The 14,769-nt window shown below is 65.2% G+C and carries 14 protein-coding genes and 1 pseudogene; 6 read left to right on the forward strand and 9 right to left on the reverse strand.

Going from position 1 to position 14,769, the window contains the following annotated elements; all coding sequences use genetic code 11:
• The 7 genes from AU185_RS23395 to AU185_RS23425 form a co-directional block, all read right to left on the reverse strand.
• Nucleotides 1-1,047 (reverse strand): MCE family protein, encoded by a 1,047-nt coding sequence (locus AU185_RS23395; protein ID WP_059101565.1) that lies wholly within the window; start codon nt 1,045-1,047, stop codon nt 1-3.
• Nucleotides 1,040-2,074 (reverse strand): MCE family protein, encoded by a 1,035-nt coding sequence (locus tag AU185_RS23400; RefSeq protein WP_059101566.1) that lies wholly within the window; start codon nt 2,072-2,074, stop codon nt 1,040-1,042. Before AU185_RS23400 ends, AU185_RS23395 begins: the two co-directional genes overlap by 8 nt.
• Nucleotides 2,074-3,264, reverse strand: a complete 1,191-nt coding sequence (locus AU185_RS23405; RefSeq protein WP_059101567.1) for an MCE family protein — start codon at nt 3,262-3,264, stop codon at nt 2,074-2,076. The genes AU185_RS23400 and AU185_RS23405 overlap by 1 nt, the downstream gene beginning before the upstream one ends.
• 11 nt (nt 3,265-3,275) lie before the next feature.
• Nucleotides 3,276-4,130, reverse strand: coding sequence for an MlaE family ABC transporter permease (locus tag AU185_RS23410; protein ID WP_059101568.1), 855 nt, complete (start codon nt 4,128-4,130; stop codon nt 3,276-3,278).
• Nucleotides 4,130-4,891: an MlaE family ABC transporter permease gene (locus tag AU185_RS23415; RefSeq protein WP_059101569.1), complete on the reverse strand. Its 762-nt coding sequence runs from the start codon at nt 4,889-4,891 to the stop codon at nt 4,130-4,132. The genes AU185_RS23410 and AU185_RS23415 overlap by 1 nt, the downstream gene beginning before the upstream one ends.
• A 259-nt stretch (nt 4,892-5,150) precedes the next feature.
• Nucleotides 5,151-6,065 carry a 3-oxoacyl-ACP reductase gene (locus AU185_RS23420; RefSeq protein ID WP_059101570.1) on the reverse strand — a complete coding sequence of 305 codons (915 nt, stop codon included), beginning with the start codon at nt 6,063-6,065 and terminating at the stop codon, nt 5,151-5,153.
• Nucleotides 6,066-6,110: 45 nt separating this feature from the next.
• Nucleotides 6,111-6,302 (reverse strand): ferredoxin, encoded by a 192-nt coding sequence (locus tag AU185_RS23425; RefSeq protein ID WP_015309489.1) that lies wholly within the window; start codon nt 6,300-6,302, stop codon nt 6,111-6,113.
• A gap of 144 nt (nt 6,303-6,446) precedes the next feature.
• Here AU185_RS23425 and AU185_RS23430 point away from each other — a divergent pair, with 144 nt between their 5' ends.
• The 5 genes and pseudogenes from AU185_RS23430 to AU185_RS24905 all read left to right on the forward strand — a co-directional run.
• Nucleotides 6,447-7,628, forward strand: a complete 1,182-nt coding sequence (locus tag AU185_RS23430; protein WP_059101571.1) for an acyl-CoA dehydrogenase family protein — start codon at nt 6,447-6,449, stop codon at nt 7,626-7,628.
• A gap of 11 nt (nt 7,629-7,639) precedes the next feature.
• Nucleotides 7,640-8,737: an acyl-CoA dehydrogenase family protein gene (locus tag AU185_RS23435; RefSeq protein ID WP_059101572.1), complete on the forward strand. Its 1,098-nt coding sequence runs from the start codon at nt 7,640-7,642 to the stop codon at nt 8,735-8,737.
• A gap of 1 nt (nt 8,738) precedes the next feature.
• The gene (gene fadD17, locus AU185_RS23440) at nt 8,739-10,238 is read left to right on the forward strand and encodes a long-chain-fatty-acid--CoA ligase FadD17 (RefSeq protein ID WP_059101573.1); all 1,500 of its coding nucleotides are present in this window, start codon (nt 8,739-8,741) and stop codon (nt 10,236-10,238) included.
• A gap of 115 nt (nt 10,239-10,353) precedes the next feature.
• The gene (locus tag AU185_RS23445) at nt 10,354-10,887 is read left to right on the forward strand and encodes a DUF6597 domain-containing transcriptional factor (RefSeq protein WP_156425647.1); all 534 of its coding nucleotides are present in this window, start codon (nt 10,354-10,356) and stop codon (nt 10,885-10,887) included.
• Nucleotides 10,830-10,970: pseudogene (locus AU185_RS24905) on the forward strand (LpqN/LpqT family lipoprotein); the annotation flags it as partial. The gene AU185_RS23445 and the pseudogene AU185_RS24905, both read left to right, overlap by 58 nt.
• Before the next feature lie 79 nt (nt 10,971-11,049).
• Here the strand turns inward: AU185_RS24905 and AU185_RS23450 are convergent.
• Both AU185_RS23450 and AU185_RS23455 read right to left on the reverse strand, forming a co-directional pair.
• Nucleotides 11,050-12,180, reverse strand: a complete 1,131-nt coding sequence (locus AU185_RS23450; protein WP_059101575.1) for an NAD(P)H-dependent flavin oxidoreductase — start codon at nt 12,178-12,180, stop codon at nt 11,050-11,052.
• 19 nt (nt 12,181-12,199) lie between these two features.
• Nucleotides 12,200-13,888: an acyl-CoA synthetase gene (locus AU185_RS23455; RefSeq protein ID WP_172800352.1), complete on the reverse strand. Its 1,689-nt coding sequence runs from the start codon at nt 13,886-13,888 to the stop codon at nt 12,200-12,202.
• A gap of 33 nt (nt 13,889-13,921) precedes the next feature.
• Here AU185_RS23455 and AU185_RS23460 point away from each other — a divergent pair, with 33 nt between their 5' ends.
• Nucleotides 13,922-14,722 carry a crotonase/enoyl-CoA hydratase family protein gene (locus AU185_RS23460; protein WP_059101577.1) on the forward strand — a complete coding sequence of 267 codons (801 nt, stop codon included), beginning with the start codon at nt 13,922-13,924 and terminating at the stop codon, nt 14,720-14,722.
• The last annotated feature ends 47 nt before the right edge of the window (nt 14,723-14,769 follow it).

Here is a 14,769-nt window from a genome sequence, read left to right on the forward strand (position 1 = left end):
TCACGGTGACTTCGGCCTTATGATCAGCCGCTCGGTGAGGAACCCGCGCAGCATGTCGGCCAAGCTATCCGGGATCTTGCCCGGTTGGAAGTAGAGATCCAGCAGCAGAGCCTCGGTCGTACTGTTTGGTACCGCGTTGGGCAGGTTCACCTGGAAACCGGGCGCCGAGCCGACCGCCTCGCCGAGGGCGGTGGCGTACGGGGGCAGACGCTTCAGCGCCTCGCTGATGTGTTCGCGGCGTTCGAGCAGGTTGTCCAGTACCAGATTCAACTTCCTCAGGGCCGGGCCGAATTCGCGGCGGTTATCGGCGACAAACCCCGAAATCTGCTCTGAGACATCGTCGATGCCTGCGATCAAACTACTCAGAGCGGCCCGTCGTTCATCGAGAGCGGCGAAGAGCTGATTGCCGTCGATGATGAGTTTATTGACCTGACCGGCCCGGTCGGCGAGCACCGCGGACACCGACTTTGCGCGCGACAACAGCTGGCCCAACGCTGCATCGTTGGCATTGATGCTGCGCGACAACGTGGCCACCCCGTCGAGCGTTCGGCGCAGCTCCGGCGTCGCGTCGCGGAATGAATCGGTCAGTACCTGCAACGCCTGGGTCAACTGCTCCTTGTCTAGAGCGTCGGAGTTCTGAGCGAGATCTTGCAGTGCGGTGTTCAAGGTGTACGGAACCGTCGTGCGGCTCAACGGAATTGATGTCACCGATCCGCTACCTTGTGGATCGATCCCCAACGACCGCTCCCCCAGAACGGTGTCGGTCCGGATCGATACGAGCGTCTGATCCCCCAGCCTGACCTTGCGGTCAACCGTGAATGCCACCTTTGCGACGGTGCCGGCGAGGGCAACATCGGTCACTTTGCCGACCGTGATACCGGAGACGTTGACGTCGTTACCCGGCGAGATGCCGCCGGCGTCGGCGAAATAGGCCTCGTAGGACTTGCCTTGGGGATAGAACGGCAGGCTGGTGTAGCCGAACGCAACGAACAAGACCAACACCACGATGATGATTCCGAAGATGCCTGCCCGGAGCGTCTTATCCATTGTCTGAGCACCTACCCTTCGACATGTCCGGCACAGACATAATCGGCAGGATGATGTCGCTGCCTGCGGGCCCGTTGAACTTGAGCTTCACTTCGCAGATGTAGTAGTTGAAGTATGACCCGTACGCACCAAGTGAATTGAGCCGCAGGTAGTTCTCGGCCAGTGGTTCGATGACGCTGTTGACCTCGGCCTTGCGGTTGTCGAGTTCGGTTGCCAGCGGACGAAGGTTCTCGAGCACGCCCTGGAGCGGTCGTCTCGAATTGACCAGCATGTCGGTCAGATCCGCTTCCGCGGAAGCCAGCGGAGGAATCGCCCCGGCGATGGGATCCCGGCCCTGAGCCAGTCCGCTGACTAGCTTTTGGAGCTCGTCCACGCTGGCGTCGAACTCGACGCTCTTCTCGTCGATGGTGCCCAGCACCTCGTTGAGATTTCGGATCACCTCCGAGATCACCTGGTAGCGATCGCCCAAAGCCTGGCTGAATGACCCTGTCTCCGAGAGCAATTGGGAAAGCGCGCCACCCTCACCCTGGAGCAATTCGAGGATCGCATTGCTGATCTGATTGACCTGCTCACCATTGAGACCCTTGACCACTGGGCGCAGGCCGCCGAGCAAGGCGTCCAGATCCAGGGCCGGCTGGGTCTGGTTGATGGAAACCATGCCACCCGGCGGCAACTTTCGAAGCTCGCCCGGACCCGAGGTGATCTCCATATACCGGTCGCCGACCAGGTTTTCGTAGCGGATCACGGCTCGCGTCGACGTATACATCTGGTACTTCTTGTCGAGGGTGAACGCCACATCGACCGTATTGTCGGGATTCAGCTTGACACTTTCGACAGTGCCGACCGGAACCCCGGCGATGCGCACGTCGCTGCCGCCCTCCAGCTTGGAAGCGTCGCTGAACGTGGCGTGGTAGCTGTTGGTCTTGGCGAACCGGAACTCACCGAAGATCACCACCAGACCGACGGCAACCATCAGCATGACCACCGCGAAAATGCCCACCTTGAGCAGAATCCCTCGGTGGCCCATCAGAAGTCGTCCCGTTCTGCGAAGGCGCCGTTGAAGAGGAACTGGAACGTCGACGGAGCGTCGACCTGCACCTCGGTGAACGGCTCGTACGGGATGTAGGCGTTGTCAGTGACCAGGAATGGTGACCTGTAGAACGAGCCGCCAATCTCCTTGCTGGGCAGGTCGGGCAGGCCGCGGCAGTTCGGGCCGCCCGACGCGTTCACGATCGGCAGACTCTCTGGATAGGTGTACGACGGCACGCCCAACACGAAGCTGGAACTGACCATCGCCCCAGGCTTGTAGCCACCGAGGATGGCCGCGCCCCGCTCGGCTCCCCTCGCGACACCCTGCACTATGCAACCGAGTACCGGCGAATAGTCGCCCAGCACTTTCAACGGCGCCCGTAACCGCTGGATCGCAGCAATGTAGTCGTCCGCCGCGGGCTCCAGCGTTGCGGATCCCTCGTTCGCCACCCCGATTGCCGCGAGCAACGTCGCGTTCAGGTTCTCCCGCTCATCGACGATTGTCTTACTGATCGTGGGCACATTCTCGATCACGGTCACCAGGTCGGGGCCGGCATCGCCGTAGATGTTGGACACCGTCGCCGTCTGCGCGAGCAGCGACTCGACCGTCGGCAACTTTGGATTCAGTTGGGCGAGATACTGATTCAGATTCGCCATGGTGGAGCCGAAGTCGTCACCGTGACCGCGCAGGCCCTCTGCGATCGCCGAGATGCTTGCGTTCAGGTGGATGGGATCGATCTTGTTCAGTACATCGATCAGGGTCTGGAACAACGTGTTGGCTTCCAGCTGAACCGCGTCGGCCTGCACAACGGCGCCGGGGCGTAGCGACGTATCGGACGGGCGCTCCGGCGCAAGGAACTCCACCGACTTTGCGCCGAAAACCGTTGTGCTGCCGATACGCACCGGCGCATTCGATGGAACGTAGCCCAGCTCGTCACGGTTGATCGCGAGCGTCAGCGTCGCGTGTTCACCGGAATACTCGATGTCTTCGACCTTGCCGATTTGGATACCGCGGTATTTGACCTTGGCGTCCTTGTCCATCACCAAACCAGCGCGCGGAGCGGTCACCGTCACTGTGTCGGTCGGGGTGAATGCGGCGGTGTAGGCGAGATAGGTGAACACCGAGAACGCCACGATGATCGCCGCCAGCACTGCAGCGGCGATTCTGATCGCGGAGGTCCTCGACATGATGCTCTCCTCTAACCCGACAGGTTGAAGTTACCGGTCGCGCCGTACACGCCCAGGGAAATGAACAGGGTAATGATGACCACCACGATCAGCGACGTCCGAACCGCCTTTCCCACAGCGACGCCCACGCCGACCGGGCCGCCGGATGCGTTGTAGCCGTAGTAGGTATGCACCAGCATCACCGCGACCGCCATCACAATGGCCTGAGCGAAGGACCACAGTAGATCTGTCGGTATCAGAAACGTGTTGAAGTAGTGGTCGTAGAGACCGCCGGACTGGCCGTTGACGTACACGGTGATGGTGCGGGCCGAGAAGAACGCCGCCAGCGTTGCCAACGAATACAGCGGAATGATCGCGACCAGCCCGGCCACGATGCGGGTGGACACCATGTATGACACCGAGTGCACGGCCATTGATTCGACGGCATCGATCTCCTCGCTGATGCGCATCGCGCCCAGTTGGGCGGTCGTGCCCGCGCCGATGGTGGCGGCGAGCGCGATACCGGCGATGATCGGCGCAACGATTCGCACGTTGAGGTAGGCGGACAGGAATCCGGTCAGCGCCTCGATACCGATGTTGCCGAGCGACTCGTAGCCCTGCACCGCGATGACGCCGCCGGATGCCAGAGTAAGGAAGGCCGCGACGCCGACCGTGCCGCCGATGAGGATCAGCGCGCCGGTGCCCAACGTCATCTCCGCGATCAGCCGGATCGTCTCTTTGCGGTAGCGCCGCACCGCGTTTGGTATGTATCGGACCGATTCGGCGTAGAACAGTGCCTGCTCGCCAAACGAGTCGACGCCGTCGACCAGCCCACCGAACGCCCGCCGCATCCGCAGCGTGATGTCGTAGTTCCCCAGCTGGCTCATCAGCTCAGAACCCGAACGCCGATTGCGGTCATCAGCACGTTGATCACGAACAGGCAGATGAAGGCGTAGATGACGGTCTCGTTGACGGCCTCTCCGACGCCCTTGGGTCCGCCCTTGACGGTGAGGCCGCGGTAGCAGCCGACGAGCCCCGCCATCACCCCGAACAACAGGGCCTTGACTTCTGAGATCACCAACTCGCCCAATCCGGTCAGAATGGTCAGACCGTTGATGAACGCTCCGGGGTTCACTCCTTGCAGGAGCACGGAGAACACGTAGCCACCGCAGAGGCCGATCGCGATCACCAGACCGTTGAGCAACAGCGCCACACAGGTCGACGCCAGTACGCGCGGCACCACGAGCCGTTGAATCGGATCGATGCCGAGCACCCGCATCGCATCGATCTCTTCGCGAATGGTGCGCGCGCCTAGGTCGGCGCAGATTGCAGTCGCACCAGCGCCGGCGATGACGAGCACGGTCGAGATCGGACCCAGCTGAGTCACCGTGCCAAACGCGGTACCGGAGCCGGACAGATCCGCTGCACCAATCTCGCGCAGCAGGATGTTGAGGGTGAACGCGACCAGGACCGTGAACGGAATCGAGATCAGCAGCGTCGGAATGAGCGAAACGCGCGCGATCATCCAGGTTTGCTCGAGGAACTCGCCGAACTGGAAGGGGCGACGGAACACGGCCCGGAGAGTCTCGAGCGACATCTGCATGAACCCGCCGACAGCCCGCGTCGGAACCGTGAGCTGTTCGATCAACCTCGGCTCCGTTCTCCGGCAGATGCTCGGCGCGTGCGTCGTGGCGAATAAAGCGAATCGCGTTGCCGCGGCGGGCTTCCCACCCCTTGTTTAAGCGTGGCTCTTAGTGAGCCGGATCATACTAACTAGAACAAGTTCGCAGTGTCAAAGAACCGGAAAAGGAGTCGAAATTGTGATCTTTGCGCTGGTCAAGACAGGTGTGATGCAAATCATTCTAGAACGTGTTCTAATGCCGGTCGGCGTTTGACGCCCGAGACCGTCAGTCTTGCTCGGCCATCAGTCCGGTGGCCGCGAAACACTTCTGCGGATCACGTCCAGCAAAGTAACTTCTCAGCGTTTCGGACAGGTCCGCCGTGTCCCATTCAGCGGAATCCGAACTGAACTGTGCCTCGACAGTCGGCGCTGCCACCAACGTCACCGTTGGACCGTAGACGATGAACAGCTGTCCGTTAACCCCCTCCGCCGCGGGCGAGGCCAGGAAGCGGACGAGGTTCACGACGTGCTCCGGCGACAGCGGGTCGATCTGCCCCTCTGCAAGTTCCGGTGCCTCGCCGAACACGTCCGCGGTCATCGCGGTGCGGGCGCGCGGCGCGATGGCGTTGGCCCGTACCCCGTAGCGTTCGAGCGCGCGCGCCATCGACAGCGTCAGCGCGGTGATGCCGGCCTTGGCCGCGCCGTAGTTGGCCTGCCCGACCGGCCCCACCAGGCCGGCCTCCGAGGAGGTGTTGATGACCCGGCCGTAGACCTGTCCGTTGTTCTCCTTGGCTTTCGCCCGCCAGTACGTTGCGGCGTTGCGGGTCAGCAGGAAGTGCCCCCGCAGATGCACGGCGATCACCGCGTCCCAGTCCTCGTCGGACATGTTGAACAGCATCCGGTCGCGGGTGATGCCCGCGTTGTTGACGACGATGCCCAGGCCGCCGAGACCGTCGGCCGTTTCGACCAGTTCGTCGGCCGTCGACCGTTCGCTGATGTCACCGGCGACCGCGACGGCCTTGACGCCCGCGCCGGTGATCTCGTCGATGACGTCGGATTTGTCCAACGCCGCGGCGATGTCGTTGACGACGATGGTGGCGCCCGCCCGGGCGAGGCCGATGGCCTCCGCGCGGCCCAGTCCGGCGGCCGCGCCGGTTACCACCGCTACGCGGCCGGACAGGTCGTTGGCGTCAGTGCTCATGCGGCTCCTCGGGTGGCCGGTTTCGGCGTCAATTTATGAATACCTCTAGTCTCTGCGGATCAGTGCGGCCCGGGGGCACTCGGCGATCGACTGCTCCGCCAGATCCTCCTGGTCGGCAGGCACCGGGTCGGCCTTGACCACCGCATAATCCTCGTCATCGAGATCGAACAGGTCCGGCGCGATTCCCACGCATACGGCGTTACCCTCGCAACGGTCCCGGTCCACTTCCACTCTCATCACAACCTCCTCGCGGTCAGAGCTGCTCCGAGCCCAGTGTGGCACCGGTCTGGACCCCAAGACTAGAACGTGTTACAACCGGGGGTGAACGCGGGCTGGCTCCCGGCTGCCACTTCGTGCCTCTACAGAAGTTAGGACAAGGCGATGCGAATCGGCTACACCCCAGAGCAGGAAGAGCTGCGCCGCGAGCTGCGCTCCTACTTCACCAAGCTGATGACCCCCGAGCGGGCCGAGGCGCTGGCGTCCAACGACGGCGAGATGGGCCGCGGCAATGTCTACCGCGAGACCGTCGCTCAGATGGGCAAGGACGGCTGGCTCACGTTGTCGTGGCCCGAGGAGTTCGGCGGCCAGGCCCGCCCGCCGATCGACGGGCTGATCTTCAACGACGAGGCCGCGCTCGCCAACGTGCCGGTCCCGTTCCTGACCATCAACAGCGTGGCGCCGACCATCATGGCGTTCGGCACCGAAGAGCAGAAGAAGTTCTTCCTGCCCAAGATCGCCTCGGGTGATCTGCACTTCTCGATCGGGTACTCGGAACCGGGCGCAGGCACCGATCTGGCGTCGCTGCGCACCACCGCGGTTCGCGACGGCGACGACTACGTCATCAACGGCCAGAAGATGTGGACCAGCCTGATCGCGTACGCCGACTACGTCTGGCTGGCGGCCCGCACGAACCCGGACGCCAAGAAGCACCGCGGCATCTCGATGCTGATCGTGCCGACCACGGCGGAGGGGTTCTCGTGGACGCCGGTGCACACAATGGCCGGCGTGGACACCAGCGCGACGTACTACCAGGACGTGCGGGTGCCGGTGACCAACCTGGTCGGCCAGGAGAACGCCGGCTGGAAGCTGGTGACCAACCAGCTCAACCACGAGCGGGTCGCGCTGGTCTCCGCGCAGCCGATCTTTCTGGCGCTCAACGGCGTTCGAGAATGGGCGCAGAACACCAAGGATGTGCACGGCAACCGGTTGATCGACTCGGAGTGGGTGCAGCTGAACCTGGCCCGGGTGCACGCCAAGGCCGAGGTGCTCAAGCTGATCAACTGGGAGTTGGCGTCCTCGGACGAGGCTGCACCCTCGCCCGCGGACGCTTCGGCGGCCAAGGTGTACGGCACCGAGTTGGCCACCGAGGCCTACCGCCTGCTGATGGAGGTGCTGGGCACCGCCGCGACGCTGCGCCCCGATGCGCCCGGCGCGCTGTTGCGCGGGCGGGTCGAGCGGATGCACCGCAGCTGCCTGATCCTGACGTTCGGCGGCGGCACCAACGAGATTCAGCGCGACATCATCGGCATGGTCGCGCTCGGCCTGCCCCGAGTGAACCGGTAAGGATTGTCGACATGGACTTCAAGACGACGGAAGCGTCCGAGGACCTCGGCGGGCTGGTGCGCACCATCGCCGACTCGGTCGTCACGCCGGAGCGCCAACGCGAGCTCGACGGCCTCGATGAACGATTCGACAAGACCCTCTGGGCCAAACTGATCGAGGCCGACGTGTTGTCGGCGGCATCCCCGGAAGCGGTGGGCGGCGGCGGATTCGGTGTGCTCGAGCAGGTCGCGGTGCTCGTCGCGCTCGGTCGACAGCTCTCTGCAGTGCCTTACCTGGAGTCGGTCGTGCTCGGCGCGGGCGCGCTGGCCGCGTTCGGTACCGAGGCGCTGCAACAGGAGTGGGCGGTGCCCGCGGTCAAGGGCTCGAAGATCCTGACGATCGCGCTCGACGGCGAAATGGGTGAGGGGCCGGTGCAGGCTCAAGCAAGCGGGGCTCGGTTCCGGCTCACCGGCTCACGCACGCTGGTGCCGTTCGGACCGGTCGCCGATGCGTTTCTGGTGCCGGCCGAAACCGATTCGGGCACAAAGGTGTTTCTGGTGGCGGCGACCGAAGCGGGGGTAGCGGTCGAGTCGCTGAGCACCACCGGGCAGGGCAGTGTGGGGCATCTCGAGCTGCGCGGTGTCGAGCTGGGCGCCGACCGCGTCGTCGGTGATGCCGACACCATGGCGTGGCTGGTGACGCGAACCACCTTGGGACGCAGTGCGTTCCAGTTGGGTGCGCTCGAACGCGCCTTGGAGCTCACCGCGGAATACGCTCGGGAACGTGAGCAGTTCGACCGGCCGATCGGTAGCTTCCAGGCGGTGTCGTCGCGGTTGGCCGACGGCTACATCGACGTCAAGGCGCTGCGGTTGACGGTCACCCAGGCCGCGTGGCGACTCTCCGAGAACCTCCCCGCCGACGTCGACGTGAACACCGCGGCGTTCTGGGCCGCCGATGCGGGCCACCGCGTCGCGCACACCACGGTTCACGTACACGGCGGCGTGGGCATCGACACCGATCACCCGGTGCATCGCTACTTCCTGGCGGCCAAGCAGACCGAGTTCGCGGTCGGCGGCGCCACCGGACAATTGCTGCGCATCGGCCGGGAGTTGGCCGACACGCCCGCCTGAGGTGAACGAACTTCCCACCGTCGCAGGACTGTTGACGCCGCTGATCGACGTCGACGACCGCGGGGTGTACTTCGAGGAGTCGTACACACCGTGGCGTGAACACATTCGGTACGGCGCCGCGGTGGCGGCGACGCTGCGCGCTCGCCTCGACCCGGACCGGCCCCCGCATGTCGGCGTGCTGCTGCAGAACACCCCGTTCTTCTCGGCGGTGCTGGTGGCCGCGGGGCTGACCGGCATCGTGCCGGTGGGACTGAACCCGGTGCGACGCGGCGCGGCACTGCGACGCGACATAGAACACGCCGATTGCCAGGTGGTGCTTGCCGATTCAGCGTCGGCGTCGGCGCTCGGCGATGTCGACCACATAGACGTCGACTCCCCCGAGTGGGCGGCCGAGGTGAACGCGCACCGCGACGCGCCGGTGCAGGTGCGGACCGCCGACCCCGGCGACCTGTTCATGTTGATCTACACCTCGGGCACCAGCGGCGACCCCAAGGCGGTCAAGTGCAGCCAGGGCAAGGTCGCGATCGCGGGCGTGACGATGACGCAACGCTTCTCGCTCGGACCCGCCGACACCTGCTACGTCTCGATGCCACTGTTCCACTCGAACGCTGTGTTGGTGGGCTGGTCGGTGGCGCTGGCGTCACAGAGTTCACTGGCGTTGCGCCGCAAGTTCTCCGCATCGCAGTTCCTGCCCGACATCCGCCGGTTCGGTGCGACGTACGCGAACTACGTGGGCAAGCCGCTGTCGTATGTGCTCGCCACCACCGAACGGCCCGACGACGCGGACAATCCGCTGCGGGCGGTCTACGGCAACGAGGGCGCGCCGGCCGACATCGAGCGCTTCGCCGAACGATTCGGTTGTGTGGTCATGGACGGCTTCGGTTCCACCGAGGGTGGTATCGCGATCGCGCGCACGCCCGATACGCCGCCGGGTGCATTGGGCCCGCTGCCGCCGGGCACCGACATCGTCGACGTCGACACCGGCGAGCCGTGTCCGCCCGGCGTGACCGGTGAACTCGTGAACGCCTCGGACACCGGACGTTTCGAGGGCTATTACAACGACCCCGATGCCGATGCCGACCGGATGCGCGGCGGTGTCTACCACAGCGGCGACCTGGCCTACCGCGACGAGCAGGGCTACGCCTACTTCGCGGGCCGGCTCGGCGACTGGATGCGGGTCGACGGCGAGAACCTCGGCTCGGCACCGATCGAGCGGGTCCTGCTCAGGCATCCCGACGTCGTCGAGGTCGCGGTGTACGGAATACCGGCGCCGGACGTCGGCGATCAGGTGATGGCCGCGGTGACGCTCGCCGAGGGCACCGCATTCGATCCCGGCGGATTCCGCGACTTCCTTTCGGCCCAACCGGACCTCGGCCCCAAGCAGTGGCCGTCTTTCGTCCGGGTCAGCGAAACGTTGCCGCGCACCGAGACGTTCAAGGTGATCAAGCGGCAGTTGGCTGCCGAAGGCACCGAATGCGCCGACCCGGTGTACGAGGTCTAGTCCCTTTCGCCGAAACTGAACACAGATCGTCATTTCGGCGTGAATCGCAATCTCTGTGCAGTTTCGGTGATCCGGCGCGGGCTTCGTGTCGTCGCCCGTCGGTAGCCTGGCGGGCGTGGGATACCGCGAGTTCGCGTCGCCCACGACGCTGAGCGATCTCGTCGAGTGCGCCTGGGTGACGCACGGACCGCCCGCACCCGTGCGGGTGCTGCCGGACGGCTGCATGGACCTCATCCGGATGGACGGGCGGATCATCGTGGCGGGCCCCGACACCACCGCGGCGACGTCGGTACGCGGCACCGAACCGGTGCTGGGGCTGCGCTTCCGGCCCGGCGTGCTGCCGCGGCTATTGGGCATGCCCGCGGATCGGCTGCGCAATCAGCGGGTACCGCTGGCCGAAGTGCGGCCCGGGACGGGACAGTCCCGGTCGCTGGTAGAGCTGGCGGTCCGGCTGGCATCCGACGACCCGCGAGCCGAGACCGCGCCGTGGCCGCTGCCGCTGCTGCGCCGGGTGACGGGGCAACTGGCCGCCGGGTCGACCGTCGACCAGGTGGCGGCCGAGATGGGGTGGTCGCGGCGCACGGTTAGCTCGTCGCGCAGAAGACCGTCGTCATTCCCGGCCCCGACGGGGTCTATGTGCTGCAGCTGAATGCGGACGCGTTGGAGACCCAGGCGGACGTCATCGGTCCCGCGACGTTGGCCATCGACGACGGAACGACGATCGGCTTCTGACCACGCGCCGAGTGCACGCTCCAGGTACGGAATCACGCCAAAGGCGTACGTGAGCCGTGCACTCGGCGAGTGAAGACCGTCAGCTTTCGCGGATCCCGTCGAGCCGGCGGGACGCCTCCTCGAAGCCCTGCACCAACTCGGCGATGATGTCGGCGACAGGGCGGATTTCGTTCATCCGGCCGACGATCTGGCCCACCGGCATCGCGACGGTGTCGGGGTTGTCGGACTCGTTCATCCGCTGATGGGCCTCGCTGACGAGGATGTTCTGCAGCGGCATCGGCAACGGCTCCGGCGCATCGGGGGCATCCCACGCGTCAGTCCACTTGCTCTTCAACAGCCGCGCGGGCTTGCCGGTGTAGATGCGGCGGCGCACGGTGTCACTGGAGTTGGCGCGTAGCAACGCTTCCTGGATCGTCGACACGCCGCTGGGCTTGCGATGGCCGAGGTCATATTCGGCCGCCGTCAGGAACGCCGAACCCATCCACACTCCGGACGCGCCCAGCGCCAGCGCGGCGGCCACCTGCCTGCCGGTGCCGATACCGCCGGCCGCCAGCACCGGAGTTTTATGGCCAAGCGCGCGCAGCCCATCGACGATTTCCGGCCACAGCACCATCGATCCGATTTCACCGGTGTGTCCACCCGCCTCGTGACCCTGCGCCACCACGATGTCGACGCCGTTCTCGACATGCCGCTGGGCATGCTTGGCGCTACCGGCCAGCGCCGCGACCGGCACTCCCGCCGCATGCGCCTGGTCGATCACGTCCTTCGGCGGGGAACCGAGCGCGTTGGCGATCAGCTTGATCGGATGCCTCAGCGCGACCTCGACGTGCGACCGGGCCACCGAGTGAAGCCAGCCGAGCACACCCTCGTTGCGCTCCCCGTCGTCGGGAAGCGGCGGGACCCCAAGGTCGGCAAGGGTTTTCGCGACGAAGTCCCGGTGGCTCTGCGGGATCAGCTTGTCGATGTCGACCGCCGTGCCCTCCTGCGGCACCTTCGCAGGCATCACCACGTCGACGCCGTAAGGTTTGCCGTCGGTGTTCTCGTCCATCCAGCACAGGACGCGCTCGAGGTCGTCGGCGTCGTTGAACCGCACGCAGCCCAGCACCCCGAGTCCGCCGGCCTTGCTGACCGCGGCGGCAACCTTTTCCGACGGCGTGAAGACGAAGATCGGGTACTCGATGCCGAAGCGATCGCACAGTTCGGTGCGCATCTCTATTTCTCCCGTCGCGTCAGGACGCGGTCCCGACGTGGTTGGCGTGCGCATCGTCGGCGGCCCGTTCCTCGGTGATGTCCTTGGCCCACCGGTAATCCGGCTTACCGGCCGGCGTCCGGTGGATCTCGTCGACCCACCAGACCTTGCGGGGCACCTTGTATCCCGCGATCTCCTGGCGCACGAACGTGTCGAGGTCCGCGAGCGTCGGGTGGGTGCCGGGACGGCGATGCACCACCGCAGCGACACACTGGCCGTAGCGCTCGTCGGGCACCCCGACCACGAGGGCGTCGAACACGTCCGGGTGCCCCTTGAGCGCGGCCTCGACCTCCTCGGGGTAGATCTTCTCGCCGCCGCTGTTGATCGACTGCGAACCGCGGCCGAGCATCGTGACGGTGCCGTCGGCTTCCACCTCGGCGAAGTCGCCCGGAATGGCATAGCGAATTCCGTTGAACGTCTTGAACGTCTCGGCCGTCTTCTTCTCGTCCTTGTAGTAGCCGACCGGGATGTTGCCCTTCTTCGCGATCATGCCGCGCACTCCGGAACCGGGCTTGACCTCGTTGCCGTCCTCGTCGAGGACGACGGTGCGGTGGTCGATCGTGACCCGCGGTCCGCCGGTGTGCGACTGCCCCTTCGCCACGATGCTGGTGCCACCGAAGCCCGTTTCCGAGGATCCGATCGAGTCGGTGATCACGCGGTTCGGCAGGAGCTCGAGGAACTTGTCCTTGATGCTGCTGGAGAACAGCGCCGCCGTGCTCGCGAGCAGGAACAGGCTCGACAGGTCGGGCTCCTGGCCGGAGTCGTGCAGTTTGGTCAACGCATCCAGCAACGGGCGGGCCATCGCGTCACCGGTGAAGAACAGCAGGTTGACCTTGTGCTGCTCGATCGTCTGCCACACTTCGTCGGGGTCGAATTCCGGTGCCAGCACGGTCGTTTGGCCCGAGAACAACGACATCCAGGTCGCTGACTGGGTTGCACCGTGGATCATCGGCGGAATCGGGTAGCGGACCATCGGCGGGTTCTCGGCAGCGGCCTTGGCCAGGTCGTACTCGTCCTTGACGAACTCACCCGTCGCGAAGTCGGTGCCGCCGAACAACACCCGGTAGATGTCTTCATGGCGCCACATCACCCCCTTGGGGAAACCCGTGGTGCCGCCGGTGTAGAGCAGGTAGATGTCGTCCGCGCTGCGCGGGCCGAAATCCCGCTCAGGCGAAGCCTGCTCGAGCGCGGAGTAGAACTCGACGCCGCCGTAGCGCTCGAAGTCGTCGTCCGACCCGTCCTCGACAGACAAGATCGTCTTGACGTTCGGCGTCTCCGGCAGCACGTTGGCGACGCGGTCGGCGTAGCGGCGCTCGTGCACCAGCGCCACCATGTCGGAGTTCTCGAACAGGTACTTCAGCTCGCCCTCGACGTAGCGGAAGTTGACGTTGACCAGGATGGCGCCGGCCTTGACGATGCCGACCATCGCGATCACGATCTCGATGCGGTTGCGGCAGTACAGCCCGACCTTGTCGTCCTTCTTGACGCCCCGGTCGATGAGATAGTGGGCCAGGCGGTTGGCCTTGTCCTCCAACTCGGCGTAGGTGAGCTGGTCGTCGCCGCAGATCAGGGCGACGCGGTCTGGCACAGCATCGATGGCGTGCTCGGCGAGATCGGCAATGTTCAGGGCCACGGAACCTAAACTAGAACGTGTTACATTTTCATTCAAGTCTGTGGTGAATCAGGAGAGAGGCGGACACCTGTGAGTGAGCCGGCGAAGGGCCCCGACGCGCTCATTGAGCAGCGCGGACACACTTTGATCCTGACGCTGAACCGGCCCGAGGCGCGCAACGCGCTTTCCACCGAGATGCTCTCGATCATGGTCGAGGCTTGGGACCGCGTCGACAACGATCCGGAGATCCGCACGTGCATCCTCACCGGCGCCGGCGGCTACTTCTGCGCGGGTATGGACCTCAAGGCCGCGACGGCCAAGCCGCCCGGCGACTCGTTCAAGGACGGCAGCTACGACCCGTCGCGAATCGACGGGCTGCTGAAGGGCCGTCGCCTCAAGAAGCCGCTGATCGCCGCGGTGGAGGGACCGGCGATCGCGGGGGGAACCGAGATCCTGCAGGGCACCGACATCCGCGTCGCCGGCGAAAGTGCGAAGTTCGGCATCTCGGAGGCCAAGTGGAGCCTCTACCCGATGGGCGGTTCCGCGGTGCGCTTGGTGCGTCAGATCCCCTACACGATCGCGTGCGATCTGCTGCTGACTGGGCGTCACATCACCGCCGCCGAGGCGTTGGAGTACGGGTTGATCGGCTACGTGGTGCCCGACGGCACCGCGCTGGACAAGGCGCTGGAGATCGCCGAGGTGATCAACAACAACGGTCCGCTGGCCGTGCAGGCGATCCTCAAGACGATCCGCGAAACCGAGGGCATGCACGAGGAAGAGGCGTTCAAGCCCGATACCGCCAACGGCATCCCGGTGTTCTTGAGCGAGGACGCCAAGGAGGGCCCCCGGGCGTTCAAGGAGAAGAGGGCCCCGAACTTCAAGATGAAGTAGGCCTTCTCGGCACCGCGTTTGTGAATCTCACGACGCAAATCGCCGCT

Source organism: Mycobacterium sp. GA-0227b (assembly GCF_001499855.1).
GTDB lineage: Bacteria > Actinomycetota > Actinomycetes > Mycobacteriales > Mycobacteriaceae > Mycobacterium.

What these genes read in the sequence shown, in the direction of transcription:
- AU185_RS23420 (WP_059101570.1), bottom strand. Translation starts at nt 6,065, where the DNA reads ATGAGCACTGACGCCAACGACCTGTCCGGCCGCGTAGCGGTGGTAACC.
- AU185_RS23425 (WP_015309489.1), bottom strand. Translation starts at nt 6,302, where the DNA reads ATGAGAGTGGAAGTGGACCGGGACCGTTGCGAGGGTAACGCCGTATGC.
- AU185_RS23405 (WP_059101567.1), bottom strand. Translation starts at nt 3,264, where the DNA reads ATGTCGAGGACCTCCGCGATCAGAATCGCCGCTGCAGTGCTGGCGGCG.
- AU185_RS23430 (WP_059101571.1), top strand. Translation starts at nt 6,447, where the DNA reads ATGCGAATCGGCTACACCCCAGAGCAGGAAGAGCTGCGCCGCGAGCTG.
- AU185_RS23435 (WP_059101572.1), top strand. Translation starts at nt 7,640, where the DNA reads ATGGACTTCAAGACGACGGAAGCGTCCGAGGACCTCGGCGGGCTGGTG.
- AU185_RS23400 (WP_059101566.1), bottom strand. Translation starts at nt 2,074, where the DNA reads ATGGGCCACCGAGGGATTCTGCTCAAGGTGGGCATTTTCGCGGTGGTC.
- AU185_RS23395 (WP_059101565.1), bottom strand. Translation starts at nt 1,047, where the DNA reads ATGGATAAGACGCTCCGGGCAGGCATCTTCGGAATCATCATCGTGGTG.
- AU185_RS23410 (WP_059101568.1), bottom strand. Translation starts at nt 4,130, where the DNA reads ATGAGCCAGCTGGGGAACTACGACATCACGCTGCGGATGCGGCGGGCG.
- AU185_RS23450 (WP_059101575.1), bottom strand. Translation starts at nt 12,180, where the DNA reads ATGCGCACCGAACTGTGCGATCGCTTCGGCATCGAGTACCCGATCTTC.